This is a genomic window from Soonwooa buanensis, assembly GCF_900167905.1.
Lineage (GTDB): Bacteria > Bacteroidota > Bacteroidia > Flavobacteriales > Weeksellaceae > Soonwooa > Soonwooa buanensis.
This window is the reverse complement of the sequence record NZ_FUYZ01000009.1, coordinates 41343-60794: the sequence shown is the minus strand read 5'-3', so window position 1 is coordinate 60794 and position 19452 is coordinate 41343. Positions and strand designations below refer to the sequence as shown.

Here is a 19452-nt window from a genome sequence, read left to right as displayed (position 1 = left end):
TTTACTTTTTAATAAATTTTTCGCTAAAGACTTTATTACCAATATTAGATTTGATAATGTAAGTGCCAGGCAACAGATGACGAACATCTATTTCATTATTTTGTGTTTTTAGAATTTGAGTTTTTGTTCCAGCGATATTGTAAACTTCGACGTTAGAAATTTTTTCATTTGTTTTTATACTAAGTTTATCCGCAACAGGATTAGGATATATTGAGATTTTGGATGTCGTAAGATTATTGGTAGTTCCTAAAGTTGCGTCATCTAGATAAACAGCCCAACCATACGCAAATGCCGCCATTGTTGAGTTTATGAAGCCTCCAATATATTTTCCATCCGAAGAAATTGTTGATGCAGTTCCTAAAGTTTGGTCTGTCGCTGTCGAAAAATCGATTCCGTTAGAAGACAGAAAATCTGTTAAATACATGGGAGTATTTCCCATCGACGGATGATAAATAACGGCTTTTCTGGAATTTCCACCCATACTTGCGAAACCAACAGCAACTCCAGTGTTTGAGATGTCCATTAAAGAGCACGAAATAGAACCTGCAGGATTATCTAGTGATTGGAAATTATTATTGTTCAGATCGTAATAAAAAGCTTGGTTTTCATAATTTCCAACAATGATATTGTTCGCATTAATGCCGCCTGCCGCATTAAGAATGGCTGAAGGTGTTGGTAAAAATTCGTGAACTTGCATATCATTAACATTAAGATAAACAGGCGTTCTTTTTGTCCCAACTCCTAAAAGGTCAGCCCATCCCACGACAATTCCGTTATCGTTAACGCTATAAGCGGCATAATGTTCATAATCGCCACCGATCACGCGTTTCATTTCCATTGTTTCGGTGTTGAAGATAAACATTCCGTATTGTTCTGTACCAATTGACATTTGCCCAACAACCCATTTTCCGTTTGGCGAAATTTTGTAAGTTGTAAATTGAGATTGACTTGGGACAGACTCAGAAAACCAAGGAATTGCTTGCCAATTGCTAGATTTTTTAAAACTTGGTTGAAAAATATAATTGACTTCATCCAAAAAAGTTGCGCCTGCATATTGTCCGTTATCGTTGATTGATGCAAGCGTCCCAACTTGTGATTCGGCAGCGGTAAGCGTATTTGTAGCAAAATTATAATACCTTAAACCCATAACACCTTCACCGTTTTTATTAATTCCGTAAATAGCAGTCCCAAATGTTTGATTAAGAAAGTTAAACTTCTTTTGTGAAAATAAAGATGTAACGGATAGCAAACTAATTGCAACGCCTAAGTAGATTTTTTTCATGATTTTTTATTAAATATTTGATGCTCAAAAATACTATGCGTCTTTTTTTACTAAAAAAGTAAGTGTTTTAAAATTCATGAATCTTGATATTTTAAGTAATGTAGATGTCAATAGGAGAGCTGTTTATGGTGTTTTTTGTTACGTGAGAATATAAATGATGTCTTTTAAAAATTCATTCATTTTAGAACTAAAATTTAAAAAAGATAAACAAAAAAGTGATGCCAGATTTGACATCACTTTATATTTAAAATAGATTGTAAGTAGATTAAAATCTACTCAAAATTTTGTAATTCAACTAACTTACGATAGACGCCATTCTTTTCCATAAGATCATGATGGCTGCCTTGTTCGACGATTTCACCTTTTTCCATCACCACAATATGATTAGCTTTTTGGATGGTTGACAATCTGTGCGCAATAACCAGTGAAGTTCTGTTTTTCATCATTTTTTCCAAAGCATCTTGTACAAAACGCTCAGACTCTGTATCTAACGCAGAAGTTGCCTCGTCCAAAATCATAATTGGTGGATTTTTGAGAACAGCTCTCGCAATCGACACACGTTGTTTTTGTCCGCCAGAAAGCTTGTTACCATCGTCACCGATATTGGTGTCGTAACCTTCAGGAAGGCTTTCGATAAAGTTGTGAGCATTAGCAATTTTTGCAGCTTCGATAATTTCTTCGCGAGTTGCATTCTCTTTACCCATCGCAATATTGTTGAAAACGGTGTCGTTAAACAAAACCGACTCTTGTGTAACCATTCCTAAAATCGAACGGTATTGTTTTAAGTTTAAGTTTTTAATATTAACGCCATCGATGTTGATGCTACCTTCTGACACGTCATAGAAACGCGTTAGCAAGTTTGCGATCGTTGTTTTTCCGCTTCCACTTTGTCCAACAAGAGCGACGGTTTGTCCTTTTTTAATTTCTAAATTAAAATTCTTTAGGATTAAATGTTCTTGATTGTAATAGAAACCAACATTCTCAAAAGTGATTTTGTCTTTTAACTCAGAAATCGGAACAGGATTCGGAATTTCATCAACTTTGACATCAGCGTCCAAAATATCCATCACACGAACCAAAGATCCTTCACCTTTTTGTACATTAGAAATCGAAGAAGAAAGGCTTTTAATAGGCGGTAAAATTTGGAAGAAAATACCCAAGAATACCAAGAAATCTTCTGGACGAATACTTTGGTTAACGATAATCTCTTTACCGCCATACCAAGTAATCATCAAAAAAGTTAACGCACCCAAAAACTCACTGGTTGGTGACGCTAGTTCTTTTTTTCGACCGAGACTTACGGAATTATTAATCCATTTTGTCATCGAACCAGAAAAGCGGTTACTTAATAATTTATCAGCATTAAAGATTTTAATAATTTTAGTGGACTTTAAGGTTTCATCAACAATAGAGAAGATGTTTCCTAATTCGTTTTGAGCTTCGTGAGAATCTTTTTTAAGACTTTTTCCAATTAAAGAAATAAGTGTTCCCATGATTGGTAAAACGATTAAACTAAATAAAGTTAATTGCGGACTTAGATAAAATAAAGTCACCAAAGTACTGATTAACATAAAGGGCGAATTGATTAAATCCACCAAGCTGCCCAAAATATTATTCTCGACTTCGCCAACATCGTTCGACATTCTCGACATCAAATCACCTTTTCTCTGTTCTGTAAAGAACGAAACTGGCAAAGCTAAAATCTTATTATACATCGCACTTCGCAAGTCTTTTGTCACACCAACACGATAGAAAATAAGTAAATAAGCGCCTAGATAACGGAAAATATTACGGAGTAAAAACATAAATCCTGTTATCAAACAAAGCCAAGCCAAAACGGTTAAAGCGCCTTTTTCGTTAACTTGAGATTGAATATAATAATATGAGTATTCTTTTAGATAATTAAAATAATGCGAAATGTGTCCGTCATATATGGGTTCTACAAGCTTGTCTTCCATTTTTATGGTTCCGAACAACATCCCTAAAACGGGTAAAATTGTCCCTAATGATGCTATCTGGAATAGAGAATATAAAACATTGAAAAATAAACTAGCGTAGATATATTTTTGGTGTGGAGCAGCAAATCGTAGAATTCTTCTATATAAATTCATTGAAAATTGATTAAGCTACAAATGTAATGCATTTCCGCAACAACATAAAAAAAACAGCTCCTTAATAAGAAGCTGTTTAAACTCAAAAAAATCGTTGTGTGATTTATCGAAGACGGTCGACAGATTTTACGAGCCTCTCGTCGCGACGGATATACAAATTACTCATGAGTAAAAAGATAATCGCCAACAACGGAAAAACTGGCTCAATACCCTTCTCAGGAAAACTAATTCCTCCGGATAAACTTAGTAACCAATACCCCAACAAACCGATCAACAAAGCGTTTATAACCATACTGATGTTGTTCAGTAGAATTTGTCTTTTTCTATTTTTGAAACTAAAAATACTTAACAAGCCCAAAAGTACTAGGACAATACATGCAATAAGCATTACCGGTACACTTTTTACGATGACAACATCTTGTGAAGTCAAGAATAAAAAGACTGCTGATAATACAGCAAAGAACATGGTAACGGACTGTATTCTTTGGATCATAAAATTTTAGTATCTTCTTTATCTTTAAAAGATTAGGCAAATTTAAAATAATTTTTGCGTATTTCAAAAATTAATGTAGATTTGCATAGTAATCACTCAGAAAATAATTAAGCCGCCTGGTTTAACTTTCTTACTTACAAAGTTTTAAAATACAATATTTTTACAACATTTATGTTTAACATTGATACGCTGAAGTCAAAGTCGCTCGACGAATTGACTCAAATTTCAAAAGATTTAGGCGTTAAAATCAGTAGAAAACCCGAACACGAACAAGTGGTTTTTGCGATTTTAGATTATCAGTCAACGCATCAAACCGAAATAAAATCCTACTTAGAAGCCAACAACCAACTTATGAAGGAAGTGGAAATTAAAGAAGAAGCAATAGAACAAAAAGCAACACCAGCCAAAAAACCTGGTAGAAAGCCAAAAGCTAAGCCAGAGCCAGTTGCTACAGAAGCTGCCCCAGTCGAAGAAGCTAAAGTTGAAGAACAACCAGTTGCTGCTCCAGTAGCAGAAACGCCAACAGCAGAAGCAACTTCGGAACAGGAAGCAGACAAAACAACTAAGAGACCTCGCAAGAGACGTCCTAAAACGGAAGAACCGAAAGCTGAAGAAGCTAACAATACAGAAACTCAGCCCGAGAGCACAACAAGCACTACACCAGTAGAAGCTGTCGCTCCCAAACCACAACAAACGCAAAAGCCGCAACACCAAAACAGGAATTCTCAAGGTCAACAAAACCAAAACCGCGGCAACCAACAACACAACCACAACAACAATCCGAATAAAGAACAACAATCTCAGCAGGAAGAAGTACCAGCTAAGAAAGAGTTTAACTTTGATGGACTTGTAACCATCGAAGGCGTTTTGGAGATTCTTCCAGACAACTACGGATTCTTACGTTCTTCGGATTTTAGTTATATTTCTTCGCCGGACGACGTTTATGTATCGACAGCGCAGATCAGAAATTATGGTCTTAAAACGGGTGACACTGTTAAAGGTATCGTGAGACTTCCAAAAGAAGGTGAGAAATATTTCTCTTTACAAAAGCCAACAGAAGTTAACGGTAGAGATTTAGAATTTATTAAAGATCGTGTAGCTTTCGAATATTTGACGCCACTTTTCCCTCAAGAAAAATTTAATCTTGCTGGTCGTAATTCGACTTTATCAACAAGAATTGTAGATCTTTTTGCACCGATTGGTAAAGGTCAACGTGCGATGATTGTGGCGCAACCAAAAACTGGTAAAACGATTTTATTAAAAGATATCGCCAACGCTATTTCTGCAAACCATCCAGAAGCTTACATGATGGTACTTTTAATCGACGAACGTCCAGAGGAAGTTACCGATATGCAAAGAAGTGTGAATGCCGAAGTTATCGCTTCTACTTTTGATGAGGCAGCAGAAAAGCATGTTAAAGTGGCGAACCTTGTTTTGTCAAAAGCGCAAAGAATGGTAGAATGTGGTCACGACGTTGTGATTTTGCTAGATTCTATCACGCGTTTGGCAAGAGCTTATAACACGGTTACGCCTGCATCTGGAAAGATTCTTTCTGGTGGTGTTGATGCTAATGCGCTTCACAAACCAAAACGTTTCTTTGGAGCGGCTCGTAAGATTGAAGGTGGTGGATCTTTGACGATTATCGCAACGGCTCTTATCGACACTGGATCAAAAATGGACGAAGTGATCTTTGAAGAATTCAAAGGGACAGGTAACATGGAATTGCAATTGGATAGAAAAATTGCTAACAAACGTATTTATCCTGCAGTCGATTTGGTATCTTCTAGTACACGTCGTGACGATTTGCTTCAAGACGAAGTAACACAACAACGTATGTGGATTATGAGAAAATACCTTTCTGATATGAATCCTGTAGAAGCAATGGACTTTGTGATGAAAAACATGAAGAACACACGCAACAACGAAGAATTCTTAATGTCAATGAACAAATAAGATTTTTCTTAAAATATTCAAAAACAGCTTTATAAAAATGAAGCTGTTTTTTTATGGTTTAAAACAAATAATGCTTTTACCTTTTTTAAACATAAACTTTACACCTGTTCATGATACTTTTTGGGTTAAAAATAATTTGTCATTAAATTTTATTATAGCCTTTGAAAATTTGCTTAAATTTACATTCGTATAAAAATTACAAACAATGCAAAACATTCCTAGTGTTGACTTGCGTGATTTCCTATCGGATGATCCGGTACGTAAACAAAAATTTGTAAATGAAATCGGAAAAGCCTACGAAGACATCGGCTTTGTAGCACTTAAAGGTCACTTTCTTGATGACCAATTGGTTGAAAATCTGTACTCAGAAGTACGCAACTTTTTCAGCCTTCCATTAGAAACCAAAGCTAAATACGAGATTCCAGGTATTGGAGGACAACGTGGTTATGTTTCTTTTGGTAAAGAATCTGCAAAAGGTCGTACAACTGGCGATCTTAAGGAGTTTTGGCACTTTGGACAATATGTCGAAAACAATCCAAAATTAGAGGCAGAATATCCGAAAAATGTGATGGTTGATGAGTTACCAAAATTTAATGAAGTTGGTAAAGAAGCTTATCAAAAATTAGAAAAAACGGGTATTTATGTGTTGAGAGCTTTGGCTATTTATTTAGGTTTGGATGAGTTTTATTTTGATAATTACATCAAAAACGGAAATTCAATCCTGCGTCCTATCCATTATCCACCAATCCAAGATGAACCAAAAGATGCTGTGAGAGCAGCAGCGCACGGTGACATCAACTTGATTACGTTGTTGATGGGCGCACAAGGTAAAGGACTTCAGGTTCAGAACCATAAAGGCGAATGGATTGATGCGATTGCACAAGATGACGAATTGGTGATTAACGTTGGCGATATGTTATCAAGACATTCTAACAACAAATTAAAATCTACGATCCACCAAGTTGTAAATCCACCGAGAGAATTGTGGGGAACGTCACGTTTTTCGATTCCGTTCTTTATGCATCCAATCAGCGAAATGCCATTGAATGTTCTCGAAAATACAATTGACGACGAACATCCAAAAGCTTTCGACGACATCACAGCAGGTGAATTCTTAACAGAAAGATTAATAGAATTAGGTTTAATTAAAAAGTAAAACCATTCTTTCAAAAATAAAAAAGTCAGCATAATTGCTGACTTTTTTATTATCTAAATTTTTAGTTTAAACTTAAGCTTTTTCTCCATTAACAAAGACTTCGTAGCTAACTTCAACATTAGGTTCCAAAGTTTTGGAAACCGAACAATATTTTTCAAATGATAGCTCTGCTGCTTTTTGAGCTTTTTTAGTGTCGATTTCACCTTCTAGTTTAAAAATCACTTTAATATGTTTAAAAGGTTTTGCATCGTCAACTTGTACACGCTCACCTTCAACCTCTGCTTTGAAATCCGTAATCGTTTGTCTTTGCTTTTTAAGAATCGAAACCACATCAATTCCGCTGCATCCTGCAACTGCCATCAAAACTGTTTCCATTGGCGAAACACCTGTTGCGCCTTCTTTTGAGGTATTGTCAATTAAAATCGAATGTCCGTTTTGGTTACTACATTCGAACAAATAATCGTCGTTGATTCTATTAAGTTGTATTTTCATTTTTAAATTTTTATTGTATTACTAAGTGCGTCAATTCGAGTGGTTTTTCGAGGCGAAGCAAAAAAATGTATCGAGAATTCTCAGGCGAAATTACAAAATTCCGCGCGCTTTTATCTCCAAATATTTATTGATAACATCGATGTTGAGATTCTCCGGAAGTGTATAAACAGAGTAAATTCCGTATTTTTTTAATTCTTGAATAATCAATTTTTTCTCAAACTCAAATTTCTCTGCGATAATCTCATCATAGATTTCTTGGATACTTTCGGGATTGGTTTTTAACAAAGTATTAATTTCAGCGTTTTTAAAAAATACAACCACCAACAAATGATTTTTCGCAATCCCTCTCAAATATTTAATCTGACGATTTAACGCATCCAAAGTTTCGAAATTTGTGAATAACAATACTAAACTTCGTTGGTTGAGACTAAATTTTACGTCTTGATATAGTCGGTTATAATCGCTCTCGAAAAAGTTAGTTTGGATGTTGTACAAAGCCTCAGAAATCTTGCGAAGTTGACCAGATTTGTTATCAACAGGCACACGATTTTCCATTTTTTTAGAGAAAGCCATCATCCCAGCGCGATCTCCTTTTTTAAGAATAATATGCGACAAAGCCATCGTGGCGTTGATAGAATAATCCAAAAGACTCAACCCATTGAAAGGCATTTTCATCGTCCGACCTTTATCGATGAGCATCACAATACGTTGCGATTTTTCGTCTTGATATTGATTAATCATCAGTCGATTGGTCTTGGAAGTCGCTTTCCAGTTGATGCTTCGGATGTCGTCGCCTTGGACATATTCACGAATTTGCTCAAATTCCATGGTGTGTCCAAGCTTGCGAATTTTTTTAATGCCACCAAGTTGAAATTCATTTTGAAGTGCCATCAATTCATATTTTCTTAAATGAATAAATGACGGATAGCTCGGTAACAAAGCATCTTTTTGAAACTGAAAACGTTTAGCAACAAAACCAATTGGTGAATTTGCATAGACATTTAAGCTTCCAAAACTATATTCACCGCGTTCTTTAGGTTCCAAAATATATTGCATTGAAACTTCCGACTTGGCTTCCAATTCTTTCTGAATAAAAAAATCTCTTTTCTGAAATTGAAACGGAATTTCGTCAATAATTTTAATCCTAGTCTTGAAAGGATAATTACTTTTAACATCGATTCTGACTGGATTTTGATCGCCATTTGACAATTTTTCTGGCAACATTCTTTGCGCTTTTATCGCGTCTTTTACTTTAAATAAAATAAGATAATCAACGAAAGCTAGAATTAAAATCAAAATTAAAACAACATGTGCCAGCCAAATCAATATCGGGAAAAAGAAAGCCAACACGTAGATAATGCCCGCTAGCATTAGCGCGAAGAATAATCTGTTGTTGAGGTAAAGTGCTTTCATAATTTTTTAAAAATCTAACGTGGAATCTCAATTGATTCTAAAATTTGGCGGATAATTTCGTCGGCTGTTAGACCTTCCATTTCGCGTTCTGGTGCGACAATTACTCTGTGTCTTAGGACTGCAAGTGCGGCTTCTTTAATGTCATCAGGCGTTACAAAATCACGACCACGAATCGCCGCAAAAGCTTTACTCGCGGTTAACAAAGCTAAACTTGCTCTAGGCGAAGCACCAAGATATAAGAATTGGTTTTCTCTTGTATTAACAATAATCTTAGCGATATACTCAATCAGTTTTTCTTCAACAACAACATCTTTTACAAGATTTTGATAAGTCTTTAATTGTTGTCCAGTTACGACTTTGTTAACCACATCGGTTTTGTCGTCAAGCTTGTTGTGATGCTGGTTTTTAATGATTTCAATTTCTTGGTTAAGATCAGGATAACCTACTTCAACTTTAAAAAGAAAACGGTCAAGTTGTGCTTCTGGAAGGCGATAAGTTCCTTCGTGCTCGATTGGGTTTTGAGTAGCGATAACTAAAAATGGTTCTTCCATTGGATAAGTTACGCCGTCCATTGTAATTTGGCGTTCTTCCATCACCTCAAACAACGCGGATTGCGTCTTTGCAGGTGAACGGTTAATCTCATCAATCAAAATGAAATTCGAGAAAATTGGACCTTTTTTAAAATTAAAATCAGATTCTTTAACATTAAAAACCGACGTTCCCAAAATATCCGACGGCATCAAATCTGGCGTAAACTGGATTCTGCTAAAATCTACGTCAATAGTTTTGGCCAAAAGTTTTGATGTAATAGTCTTAGCAACACCAGGAACACCTTCTATCAACACGTGTCCGTTAGATAAAAGTGCCGCCAAAAGATGTTCGATCATTTTGTCTTGTCCCACGATGACTTTAGAAATCTCTTGTTTTATTTGGTGTAAGCTGTTGCTCAGTTCAGACATATCGATTCTGGACTGGAAGTCGTTGCTTGGTTGATCTTGTTGTTCCATAATTTTTAATTTTCAAAATCTATTTTAAAATGTCATCGAGAAGACTATTCATTTTAATAAAATCCTCTTTCATAACATTAGAATAAGGATCTTGCGCTTTCTTGATTAAAGATACAGCTTCCTGAATAGTTTCTATTTTGACACCCGTTTTTAAGTGTAATTTTTTAATGAAATCCTCGTCCAAATTGGAAGTGTCAATTAACAAATCCAATCTAATTTTGTGTAAAAAATATTGCGCTTTTTTCGCCATCATATCATGAAAATCGCCTTCTTGTAAGTACAGATTTCCGATGCTTTTTACAAATTCTAATGACGTGTTTTTCAGTGGTTCTACAATTGGGACAATGCGTTGTTTTCGTTTAGCATTAAAAATCATAAACAAAGCCAAGCCTAAAACTGCGATATATAAAGCATAACGCAATGGTGGATTTGCAAGGATAAAACGCATCGGCGACTGCGAATTGCCCGCAGATTTGCTTTCTGTAAACCAAATGGTTTTCTGTTGAGGTAAGAACGAAAATAACTTGGTAGGATAGGCAGATCGTGATTTTAAAAGATAATAATTGGAAATAGCACTCGGTTCCGAATACAAATAAAAATAACCTTGACCATGTTTAACCTTAATAAAATTGGCATTTTTGTATTCGTCGTTTCCGAAACCTGATGTTTTATTGTAGCCTAAAATTTCAATGCTTTTATTAATCTTCGTAAAACCACGACTATCTGGCAGTCGGTTGATAAGTAAAGTGTCGGTTTTTAGTTTGACATCAGTAAATTCTAGATTGTATTTTGTATCCGAATTGTTAATCCAAAGTCTAAACTTTAGGCTGTCTTCCAACATTTCGGGAAGAGATCTCGAGATCAACATGGCGCTAGAACCAGAATTAACTTTATCAAGGATTTTTCTCCAAGATTCGGTGTCGAGATTTTTTTCAATGATTAAAATATTGTGTTTTGGTGTTTCTTTTTCTTTAGAATAATAATCATAAGGCGATTGGTTAATGCGCTCTAGATTATTCCCAAAAAGATGATCGGCTTCTTTGTTAAAAACGAAAAGTCCGAAAGGCGTTTTTGAGTTAGGATCAAAATTTTTGCGCCAATCTACAATTGGTTTTTTATTGACTTGGAAAATTCCCATTATTGCTAAAATAACGAGAAAAACACCAAGATATATTTTGAAATTTTTACTCATTATTTAAAGTTATTAAAATAGGATTTGAAGGACTCATAACGCAATTGGTCAAGCTCTATCTCGCCATACCAAACGTTTTCGAAAATGTAGGTCAGTCGATTAAACTGTGTTTTTTGATCATCGTTTTTAAGTTCTCGACTGTAGTCACGATTGGTTTTTTCAATATTCCAGTCAATTAATTTTCGGTCAGAAAGCTTTTTTAATAATGATAAAAACTGATAACGCGTTGCCATACGATAACTGGATTTTGCTTCGTATTCGGCAATCGTTTTTTCAAAATTGATGTCGTGGATATTTTCTTTAAGATCTTCCGTTGCGATTTTTAGTTTTTTATTCTTTTTACTAAAGAAAATACTACCGTCTTTCAAAAAGAATTTTGTGATGATGAAATACAATAAAAAACCGACCAACAAAATGGCAAATAACTTAATAATAATATCCGTGTATTTGAAAGTGTTTGGTGTATCGATATTTCCAAATAGTGCATTGAGAACTTTATCTAACCATTTTGAAAACTTTGCAAAAATGGATTCGCGCGGTTTTGTCAAGCGATAATCGAAGTCTTCACCTTGATATTTTTTGTAATAATTGGGACTAAATTTTCTCGTCGTTATGGTGTTGTCTGTCTGATAGTTAGTTTTTAAAATAGAATCGGTTTCGGCAAGAGTTTCGATAGCTGGTACTGCTGGCGATTTCGGAGGAACCACAACATCATAATCTTGTCCAAAAATAGGGACAAAAATATACATTAATATGATGACTAAAAACCTACGCATCTGTTTGATTACCAATAGTATCGATTTCATGAATGTCTAAATCGCGGTGTAGATCTTGTCGACTATCATAATACATAAAACCTGCATTAACGGCCATTAGGTTATACACAATAGAACTGACCAAAATAGAAACGCCGTAGCTAACAAAAAAAATAACGCCCATTACGCCCGAGAAAATGGTACTTGGGTCATTAATTTGGTCATAGTTAGGATTAAGACTCATGTTCCCGATCATCATAAAATACGGAATCATCGAGAATGCCATACTCACAATGTAGATGATAACACCAAGAACTAATGTTGATCCCCAATATTTCCAGAATTTTGTTTTTTGAGTATTAAACATATCCCCGAAAACGGTTCTAGCAGCATTACTCAACGCATCGAAGTATGTTTTGTTAGTACTCATATAATCGTACAAGGTTAAATAAAGTACGTTGTAAAATGCTGGCGCTAATAATATTAATAATAAAAAACCTACTAAAATTACAATCAAAAAAGAGGAAATTGCCAACATAACCATCATAACTGGAGCGACAATAAAGCTTGTTGCTAAACAAAATATGAAGAATTTCCCGATATTTTTTTTCATATCAGAAAGCAGCTCGTCGGTGGTGATTTTGGTTTGATGTTCGCCGATGCGCTTCATGTAGAAAATAGGAAATGTGTATACAACCGTAGAAATAACAAAAAGCAAAATAAAAGCAATAATGCCCACCAATACAAGAATTGGCCAGTTGTTGCTAAAATAACTTTCGAACATATAGCTTTGTCCACCAGCATTGGCAACGAAAATTTGCATAAAAAATTCGCGGTAAAAAAATATCGTTAACAATGTCATTATTATCAATAACGCACCATTGATTATAAAGTAACTTTTAAAATAATCTTTCCCATAAATTCGGAAAAAGTTAAAGGTGTCACTTACCAAATTACCGAAGTTTCGCTCCTGAAAAATCTGCATGTTTTATGTGTTTTTTATAAAGCATTCTAGGATATATACCATAGTAGAATCCAATTATTGATAGACAAATAATGATAATAGCCAAGTTAGCCCAAAGTGGCATAACCTGCGCATGTCTCGTAACATAACCTTCGATAACGCCAGCAATTATTGTAAACGGAACGGTACTTAAAAAAAGTTTCATACTTGTTTTGAAACCGATTTTGAAAGACTCGAATCTCGAATAAGTTTTCGGAAATAGTATTGATGCTCCCAAAATAAGTCCTGCTGCAGCCTCGATAACCATTGCTATAATCTCAAACGTCCCGTGTAACCAAATGCCTTTAGCACTTTCTAGTAGTACACTTTGGTCCTTGAAAAAATATTGAAAAGCTCCTAGCATTACACTATTTTGGAACAGTGCGTAGATGGTCCCAACTCCTCCGAATATGCCGTAAACGTAGAGCCTTGCACCAACATATAAGTTGTTTAGGATTATGACGAAGGAAGTGCCCCAAGTTGATCCTGTCCCATAGATGGCGGTTGGGTCGCCTTTTTTTATGTTTTCTAAAGTTTGGTTGATGTAATCGTCCCCCAAAATAAGTCTTGCAAAATCTTTATCATAGATGGATGATAAAACGCCAATGCTTGTAAATGCTACAAAAAAACAAATCGCATAGAGTAGATATCTTCGATATTGGTAAGCGATTAGTGGGACTTCTTGTAGAAAAAATGATTTGAAACGATTTTCTTCAACACGTTTTGTCTTATATATTTTTTGGAAAACTTGCGAAGACAAAAAATTGAGATAAATTGTTGTCTTGCTTTTTGGGTAATAAGTCTGTGCGTATGAGAGATCGTTGACGATACTTATATATAAAGATGACAAGTCATCGGGATTTTTTTTAATTTTTCCCTGAATGACTTGGTCGATTTCCAACCATTTTTCTTTATTTTGTTTAATGAAAGCGATTTCTCTCATGATTTTGCTAATGTAACAAAAAAATGAATCAAATAGGCATCAATACATCTCAAAATGTAAACATTAATTTTAAAATTGCTAGTGTTGGCGAAAGATTTTTTGCCTTCATTATTGATATGTTGATAAAAGCAGCTTACGGATTTGCAGTTTTTTGGATTCTTTTTGATGTTTTGGGTATTGGCGGATTAATGCAAGGTTGGGATAGTTGGTCTATCGGTGCTTTTTTATCAATCTTTTATTTACCAGTCATCTTGTACACTTTTGTTTTGGAAAGCCTTTTTGAAGGACAAACTCCTGGTAAAAAATTATTAAAAATTAGAGTTGTAAAAATAGACGGTTATCAGGCTACATTTGGGGATTACCTTATGCGATGGTTCATGCGTCTTATTGATGTTTATTCTAATTTTGGCGTTGTCGGTTTGATAAGTATGGTGTCTTCAAAATACAACCAAAGATTGGGAGATGTGGTTTCTGGCTGTGCTGTTATTTCTTTAAAAAGTGAATTTAATATTTCACATACGATTTTGGAGGAGCTTAAAGAAGATTATGTGCCTATTTTTCCACAGGTTATTTTGCTAAATGATAACGATATGCGAATCATCAAAGAAAACTATGAGCGAGCAATAAAATCAAAAGATAGCATTATCATTAAAAAATTAGCAGACAAAATAAAACAAACGATAAAACTTGATACTACCAATTTTTCATATTCTGATCTTCAATTCATCAATGTAGTTATAAAAGATTATAATTTTTATACTGGAAAAAATTCTTAAAAATTAGAGTTTTAGTATGGTTTTGCAAAAATTTAACAGTCGTAGCGTGATATTTTTTTCTATATTGGATGAAAATAAAAGTTATGAAAAAAATAATTATTGGAGCTTTTCTATTAGGCTCGTGTGTGACGATTAATGCGCAATTCAATCTTAACAAAGCTTTGGATGTTGGTACTAAAGGACTTAAGGCTTTAACTTTTACTAACGCCGACGCTGCTAAACTTGCAAAAGAAGGTGTCGATTGGATGGATAAAAATAATACCGTCGCAGGTCCTAAAGACCCATATACCGTTCGTCTTAATAAGTTATTTGCCAAACACAAAAGTCAAGATGGTCTTAATCTTAATTATAAAGTCTATAAAGTGACAGATATTAATGCCTTTGCTTGTGCAGATGGTAGTGTTCGTGTTTTTTCATCTTTAATGGATATTATGACGGATGACGAATTGTTGGCGGTTATCGGTCACGAGATTGGACATGTTAAAAATGAAGATACGAAAGATGCTATTAAGTCGGCTTATCTAAAAGCTGCTGCGATGGATGCTGCTTCAGCAAGCTCTAAAACGATAGCGACACTTAATGATAGTCAGCTTGGTGCGATGGCTAATGCAATGCTAGATGCGTCTCATAGCAAAAAGCAGGAGTCGGAAGCGGATACCTATTCTTACGATTTTATGAAGGCGAATGGCTACGATGTTGTTGGGGCGTATAGAGCTTTTAAAAAATTAGCATTGTTATCTGAGGAAGGTGGCGCTAAACAAAGTGGTTTCCAAAAGATGTTCAACTCGCATCCTGATAGTAATAAGCGTGCTGAAGCTATCAAAAAAAGAGCTGAGAAGGATGGTCTTTGGAAAGATCCCGGAACTGTAACTTTGCCTACAACTAAACTTACGAAATAAGAATTTTGTTTAAGTTTTATAAAACAAGAAAGAGACTATCAATTGTGGTAGTCTCTTTTTGGTTTTAATGGTTATTGGTTTTATATAATTAGTGTTTTTGTTGTATCAAATGTATAACTTATTATATATGAATGCATCAGGAAATAGCCGTAAAAATTAAGGGGAAATTTCCCCTTTTGTATTCTTGGCTTTGAGGTTAATTTTGCAGGACTTGTTGATTGATTCTTAAGTGGAGAATTATTGATTGTTATTTTCTAATTTCTGTTTTGATGAAAATCAAAAGCTTAATTTTTATAAAATGCTTCAGATTAGTAAGCTAGAAATTCTTTGGATTTTTGGTGGATTATTTATTTTGCTGTTATTCATTGCTTATGTTTTTTTCAAGAAAAGAAAGAAATCAAATTTTCATATCCAAGGTTTAGAAAATAAAATAAAATTTCAATCGGCATTACAGAGTTCATTATTAGAAATTAGAGAAGAAAGAACTTTAGCTTTTAGTAAAGAGTTGCATGATAATGTTGGTCAAATTCTTTCGGTGGCGGTGATGCAACTCAATATGCAGATTGGACGACAAACAGACGAAAACGAGAAAGAAAACTCTATCGCTATCAAAGGCCTTGTAGAAAAATCTTTGGATGAAATTCGTTTTATTTCTAGATCTAGTTTAGCGGACGTAAAGGATGAAGTATTATTCACAGATTTGATACAACAAGATTTGCAACGGATAGAATTGTTAAAAAATATCGAATGTCATTTTAACCTTGTTGGTGATCGACCAATTAACATCCCAATGGAACATCAGGTAATTGTGTACAGAATGCTGCAAGAGGTGATTAATAATATTTTGAAACACTCGCAAAGTCAAAAAATTGATTTAGAAATAATAAATAATATCCAAAGTTGTTTTATATGTATTCGCGATTATGGTAAGGGATTTGTAGTTAAGGGGAAAGTGATGTCGGGTGTTGGGCTCAAAAATATTAAAAATAGAGCCAAGTTAATAAATGCAAAATGTGTGATAAATTCAACGGTAGGACAGGGCACAGAACTGACTATCGATTATCCATATTTGTAATGTAGTAATATATATGAAGGAAAAACTGAAGATCGTTATCGTTGATGATCACCAATTGTTTGCCCAATCCTTAAGTTATCTTATTGGTACTTTTGGAGAATATAATGTCATAGGACACTTTGTTAATGGTAAAGATTTTATAACATCTTTGGAGCAAGGAGAGGTTTTACCAGATCTTGTTTTATTAGATGTCAATATGCCAATTATGAATGGTATCGAAACCATGAAATATCTTAATGGTAAGCATTCTAGTTTGAAGGTGCTCGCATTGTCTGTTAATAATGATGAAGAAACTGTTATGCAAATGCTAACCAACGGCGCGAAAGGCTATATATTAAAAGACACAAGTCCTAATCTTTTTAAACAAGCTGTGGATGAGGTTTATGAAAAAGGCTTTTACTATACAGAAATGGTTTCTAATTTTTTGATTCATTCTTTGAACAAAAATGAAGAACAACTGGTTTTAAAAGACAGGGAATTAGAATTTATTAAGCTCGCTTGCACCGAGAAAACCTATAAAGAAATCGCTGACATGATGTGTCTAAGTCCTAAAACTATTGATGGATATCGCGAAAATCTATTTCAGAAACTTGATGTTAAAACAAGAATTGGGATTGTTCTTTATGCAATTAAGCACAAAATAATTGAAGTTTAAAAAGAATCTATTATATAAGGAATAAAAAAGCCGCAAACTGTTTGCGGCTTTTTTTATTTTAATTTTTAAAAAGAGATTAAGAGTACATTTGGTCTCTTAGTTCTTTTATTTTTTTATCTTCAAGATATTCATCGTAAGACATATCGCGGTCAATAACACCTTTTGGCGTTAACTCAATAATACGGTTACAAACTGTTTGTAACATTTCGTGGTCATGAGAAGACAAAAGAATGTTGCCTTTAAAATTGCTCAAAGAGTTGTTCAACGTTGTGATACTTTCTAGGTCTAAGTGGTTGGTTGGTTCATCCATTACAAGAACATTTGCTTTTTTAAGCATCATTCTAGAGAACATACAACGCATTTTTTCACCCCCTGAAAGTACTTGGCTAGATTTAAGTGCCTCGTCTCCTGAGAATAGCATTCTACCTAAGAAACCTCTCACATATTCTTCGTGTCTTTCTTCATCTGTTAAAACAAATTGACGTAACCAGTCTACAAGATTAATTTCTTCTTGGAAGAAAGAAGAGTTATCAAGTGGCATATAACTTTGAGTTGTTGTAACGCCCCATTGGTAATTTCCTTTGTCTGCTTCTACGTTTCCAGTGATAATTTGGAAGAATTCAGTAATTGCTAAAGAGTTTCTAGAGATAATGGCAACTTTATCATTTTTCTTAAGGTTGATATCAACATTTGAGAATAGCAATTCGCCATCCTTTGTTTTTTCTAAACCTTTAACTTCCAAAATTTGATCACCAACTTCTCTCTCTTGGTCAAAAATAATGGCAGGATAACGACGAGAAGATGGTTTAATATCTTCGATGTTTAACTTGTCAATCATTTTTTTACGTGCAGTCGCTTGTTTTGCTTTTGCAACGTTTGAACTAAATCTCGCAATAAAGTCTTGTAATTCCTTTTTCTTTTCTTCCGCTTTCTTGTTAGCTTGAGCTCTTTGTCTTGTCGCTAATTGAGAAGCTTGGTACCAGAATGTATAGTTACCAGTATATAAGTTAAGTTTAGAATAATCTAAATCGCCGATGTGCGTACAAACCGCATCTAAGAAGTGACGGTCGTGCGATACAACGATAACAGTGTTTTCGTAACCGCCTAAGAAATCTTCTAACCAAGCGATTGTATCGATATCCAAGTCATTGGTAGGCTCATCCAAGATCAAAACATCAGGATTTCCGAATAAAGCTTGTGCAAGCAATACTCTTACTTTATCCTTGTTTTCAAGCTCTGACATCATTTGATAATGCATATCATCTTTGATACCTACGTTAGATAACATCGTTTGTGCGTCAGACTCAGCATTCCACCCACCCATTTCGTCGTAGATAACACCAAGCTCTCCAGCTTTAATACCATCTTCGTCAGAGAAATCCTCTTTAGCGTACAAAGCGTCCATCTCTTCTTTGATCTCAAATAATTTTTTGTTACCACGAAGAACTGCTTCTAATACGGTGAAATTATCGAACGCAAAGTGATCCTGCTCAAGAACTGACATTCTTTTACCTGGTTCCAAAGAGACATTACCTGTAGTTGCTTCTTGCTTCCCACTTAATATTTTAAGGAAGGTTGACTTACCAGCACCATTGGCACCAATGATACCGTAGCAATTCCCTTTTGTAAATTTTATATTGACTTCATCAAAAAGTACTCTTTTTCCGAACTGTAATGATAAATTAGATACTGTTAACATAGAGTTTTGTAAATTTGTGCAAAATTACGAAAATAAGTTGGTATAATAAACTGTATCTACTTATACTATATATATACATATGAAAATCGAAAGAACTGTTAATATTCTTAATAAACGCGCGCGATTCGAATACGAAATTCTCGACGAATACGAGGCTGGTATTGTCTTGACTGGTACTGAAATCAAATCACTTCGATCTTCTAAAGCTTCTATATCAGAGAGTTTTTGTGAATTTACAGATGATGAGCTCTATATTATTAATATGCAGATAGATGAGTATAAATTGGGGACTTTTTATAATCATAAAGCGAGAAGGGCACGGAAGTTGCTACTGCATAAATACGAATTGCAAAAACTTAAAAAAAAGTTAAAGGATGTTGGCAATACTATAATACCTTTAAAATTATATATTAATGATAAAGGAAAAGCTAAACTTCTTATTGCATCGGCTAGAGGGAAAAAACTTTATGATAAAAGAGAGGCTATAAAAGACAGAGAGAATAAAGTAAACCTCCAAAGACTATTAAAGAAAAGTTAAAAAAACTTTG

The 19452-nt window shown here is 34.5% G+C and carries 18 protein-coding genes; 7 read left to right on the top strand and 11 right to left on the bottom strand.

The genetic code is table 11. The features are described from left to right. Position 1: 1 nt before the first annotated feature. The 3 genes from B5X62_RS12055 to B5X62_RS12045 form a co-directional block, all read right to left on the bottom strand. Entirely contained in the window at positions 2-1282 is a 1281-nt protein-coding gene (locus B5X62_RS12055) for a T9SS type A sorting domain-containing protein (protein ID WP_079667684.1), read from the bottom strand. Between the two features lie 272 nt (positions 1283-1554). Next, complete coding sequence (locus tag B5X62_RS12050; RefSeq protein ID WP_079667683.1) at positions 1555-3393, bottom strand: ABC transporter ATP-binding protein; 1839 nt, start codon at positions 3391-3393, stop codon at positions 1555-1557. Positions 3394-3496: 103 nt separating this feature from the next. Then, on the bottom strand, positions 3497-3886 hold the full coding sequence (locus tag B5X62_RS12045) for a DUF4293 domain-containing protein (protein ID WP_079667682.1): 390 nt from the start codon (positions 3884-3886) through the stop codon (positions 3497-3499). 171 nt (positions 3887-4057) lie between these two features. Between B5X62_RS12045 and rho the strand changes: the two genes are divergently transcribed. Further along, the gene (gene rho / locus B5X62_RS12040) at positions 4058-5839 is read left to right on the top strand and encodes a transcription termination factor Rho (RefSeq protein ID WP_079667681.1); all 1782 of its coding nucleotides are present in this window, start codon (positions 4058-4060) and stop codon (positions 5837-5839) included. 205 nt (positions 5840-6044) lie between these two features. After that, positions 6045-6995, top strand: coding sequence for an isopenicillin N synthase family dioxygenase (locus tag B5X62_RS12035; RefSeq protein WP_079667680.1), 951 nt, complete (start codon positions 6045-6047; stop codon positions 6993-6995). A 72-nt stretch (positions 6996-7067) separates the two neighbouring features. On the opposite strand, the gene B5X62_RS12030 is transcribed toward B5X62_RS12035, so the two are convergent. The 7 genes from B5X62_RS12030 to B5X62_RS12000 form a co-directional block, all read right to left on the bottom strand. Then, a complete protein-coding gene (locus B5X62_RS12030; protein ID WP_079667679.1) occupies positions 7068-7487 on the bottom strand; it encodes an OsmC family protein in 420 nt (139 codons plus the stop codon). 90 nt (positions 7488-7577) lie between these two features. Further along, positions 7578-8900 carry a DUF58 domain-containing protein gene (locus B5X62_RS12025; protein WP_079667678.1) on the bottom strand — a complete coding sequence of 441 codons (1323 nt, stop codon included), beginning with the start codon at positions 8898-8900 and terminating at the stop codon, positions 7578-7580. 14 nt (positions 8901-8914) lie between these two features. Beyond that, positions 8915-9907, bottom strand: coding sequence for an AAA family ATPase (locus B5X62_RS12020; protein ID WP_079667677.1), 993 nt, complete (start codon positions 9905-9907; stop codon positions 8915-8917). A gap of 19 nt (positions 9908-9926) precedes the next feature. Continuing rightward, on the bottom strand, positions 9927-11099 hold the full coding sequence (locus B5X62_RS12015) for a hypothetical protein (protein ID WP_079667676.1): 1173 nt from the start codon (positions 11097-11099) through the stop codon (positions 9927-9929). Next, positions 11099-11875 (bottom strand): DUF4129 domain-containing protein, encoded by a 777-nt coding sequence (locus tag B5X62_RS12010; RefSeq protein WP_144038376.1) that lies wholly within the window; start codon positions 11873-11875, stop codon positions 11099-11101. Before B5X62_RS12010 ends, B5X62_RS12015 begins: the two co-directional genes overlap by 1 nt. Beyond that, complete coding sequence (locus B5X62_RS12005) at positions 11868-12677, bottom strand: DUF4013 domain-containing protein (protein ID WP_144038375.1); 810 nt, start codon at positions 12675-12677, stop codon at positions 11868-11870. Before B5X62_RS12005 ends, B5X62_RS12010 begins: the two co-directional genes overlap by 8 nt. Before the next feature lie 130 nt (positions 12678-12807). Continuing rightward, entirely contained in the window at positions 12808-13800 is a 993-nt protein-coding gene (locus tag B5X62_RS12000; RefSeq protein WP_079667673.1) for a stage II sporulation protein M, read from the bottom strand. 23 nt (positions 13801-13823) lie between these two features. On the opposite strand from B5X62_RS12000, the gene B5X62_RS11995 reads away from it, so the two are divergent. The 4 genes from B5X62_RS11995 to B5X62_RS11980 all read left to right on the top strand — a co-directional run bounded on the left by B5X62_RS11995 (position 13824) and on the right by B5X62_RS11980 (position 17205). Next, positions 13824-14576, top strand: a complete 753-nt coding sequence (locus B5X62_RS11995; protein WP_079667672.1) for an RDD family protein — start codon at positions 13824-13826, stop codon at positions 14574-14576. A gap of 83 nt (positions 14577-14659) precedes the next feature. Further along, positions 14660-15475 carry a M48 family metallopeptidase gene (locus tag B5X62_RS11990; RefSeq protein WP_079667671.1) on the top strand — a complete coding sequence of 272 codons (816 nt, stop codon included), beginning with the start codon at positions 14660-14662 and terminating at the stop codon, positions 15473-15475. A gap of 298 nt (positions 15476-15773) precedes the next feature. Next, positions 15774-16550 (top strand): sensor histidine kinase, encoded by a 777-nt coding sequence (locus tag B5X62_RS11985; protein WP_079667670.1) that lies wholly within the window; start codon positions 15774-15776, stop codon positions 16548-16550. A gap of 13 nt (positions 16551-16563) precedes the next feature. Further along, on the top strand, positions 16564-17205 hold the full coding sequence (locus tag B5X62_RS11980; protein ID WP_079667669.1) for a response regulator transcription factor: 642 nt from the start codon (positions 16564-16566) through the stop codon (positions 17203-17205). 76 nt (positions 17206-17281) lie between these two features. On the opposite strand, the gene B5X62_RS11975 is transcribed toward B5X62_RS11980, so the two are convergent. Next, positions 17282-18904, bottom strand: coding sequence for an ABC-F family ATP-binding cassette domain-containing protein (locus B5X62_RS11975; protein WP_079667668.1), 1623 nt, complete (start codon positions 18902-18904; stop codon positions 17282-17284). A 79-nt stretch (positions 18905-18983) separates the two neighbouring features. Here B5X62_RS11975 and smpB point away from each other — a divergent pair, with 79 nt between their 5' ends. Continuing rightward, positions 18984-19442, top strand: a complete 459-nt coding sequence (smpB, locus tag B5X62_RS11970; protein WP_079667667.1) for an SsrA-binding protein SmpB — start codon at positions 18984-18986, stop codon at positions 19440-19442. The last annotated feature ends 10 nt before the right edge of the window (positions 19443-19452 follow it).

Bases quoted from the DNA above. Each gene is read 5' to 3' on its own strand.
- B5X62_RS12015 (WP_079667676.1), bottom strand. From the start codon at position 11,099: ATGAGTAAAAATTTCAAAATATATCTTGGTGTTTTTCTCGTTATTTTA.
- B5X62_RS12050 (WP_079667683.1), bottom strand. From the start codon at position 3,393: ATGAATTTATATAGAAGAATTCTACGATTTGCTGCTCCACACCAAAAA.
- B5X62_RS12005 (WP_144038375.1), bottom strand. From the start codon at position 12,677: ATGCAAATTTTCGTTGCCAATGCTGGTGGACAAAGCTATATGTTCGAA.
- B5X62_RS12020 (WP_079667677.1), bottom strand. From the start codon at position 9,907: ATGGAACAACAAGATCAACCAAGCAACGACTTCCAGTCCAGAATCGAT.
- B5X62_RS12025 (WP_079667678.1), bottom strand. From the start codon at position 8,900: ATGAAAGCACTTTACCTCAACAACAGATTATTCTTCGCGCTAATGCTA.
- B5X62_RS12030 (WP_079667679.1), bottom strand. From the start codon at position 7,487: ATGAAAATACAACTTAATAGAATCAACGACGATTATTTGTTCGAATGT.
- B5X62_RS12045 (WP_079667682.1), bottom strand. From the start codon at position 3,886: ATGATCCAAAGAATACAGTCCGTTACCATGTTCTTTGCTGTATTATCA.
- rho (WP_079667681.1), top strand. From the start codon at position 4,058: ATGTTTAACATTGATACGCTGAAGTCAAAGTCGCTCGACGAATTGACT.
- smpB (WP_079667667.1), top strand. From the start codon at position 18,984: ATGAAAATCGAAAGAACTGTTAATATTCTTAATAAACGCGCGCGATTC.
- B5X62_RS11985 (WP_079667670.1), top strand. From the start codon at position 15,774: ATGCTTCAGATTAGTAAGCTAGAAATTCTTTGGATTTTTGGTGGATTA.
- B5X62_RS11975 (WP_079667668.1), bottom strand. From the start codon at position 18,904: ATGTTAACAGTATCTAATTTATCATTACAGTTCGGAAAAAGAGTACTT.
- B5X62_RS12055 (WP_079667684.1), bottom strand. From the start codon at position 1,282: ATGAAAAAAATCTACTTAGGCGTTGCAATTAGTTTGCTATCCGTTACA.
- B5X62_RS12010 (WP_144038376.1), bottom strand. From the start codon at position 11,875: ATGCGTAGGTTTTTAGTCATCATATTAATGTATATTTTTGTCCCTATT.
- B5X62_RS11995 (WP_079667672.1), top strand. From the start codon at position 13,824: ATGAATCAAATAGGCATCAATACATCTCAAAATGTAAACATTAATTTT.
- B5X62_RS12000 (WP_079667673.1), bottom strand. From the start codon at position 13,800: ATGAGAGAAATCGCTTTCATTAAACAAAATAAAGAAAAATGGTTGGAA.
- B5X62_RS11990 (WP_079667671.1), top strand. From the start codon at position 14,660: ATGAAAAAAATAATTATTGGAGCTTTTCTATTAGGCTCGTGTGTGACG.
- B5X62_RS12035 (WP_079667680.1), top strand. From the start codon at position 6,045: ATGCAAAACATTCCTAGTGTTGACTTGCGTGATTTCCTATCGGATGAT.
- B5X62_RS11980 (WP_079667669.1), top strand. From the start codon at position 16,564: ATGAAGGAAAAACTGAAGATCGTTATCGTTGATGATCACCAATTGTTT.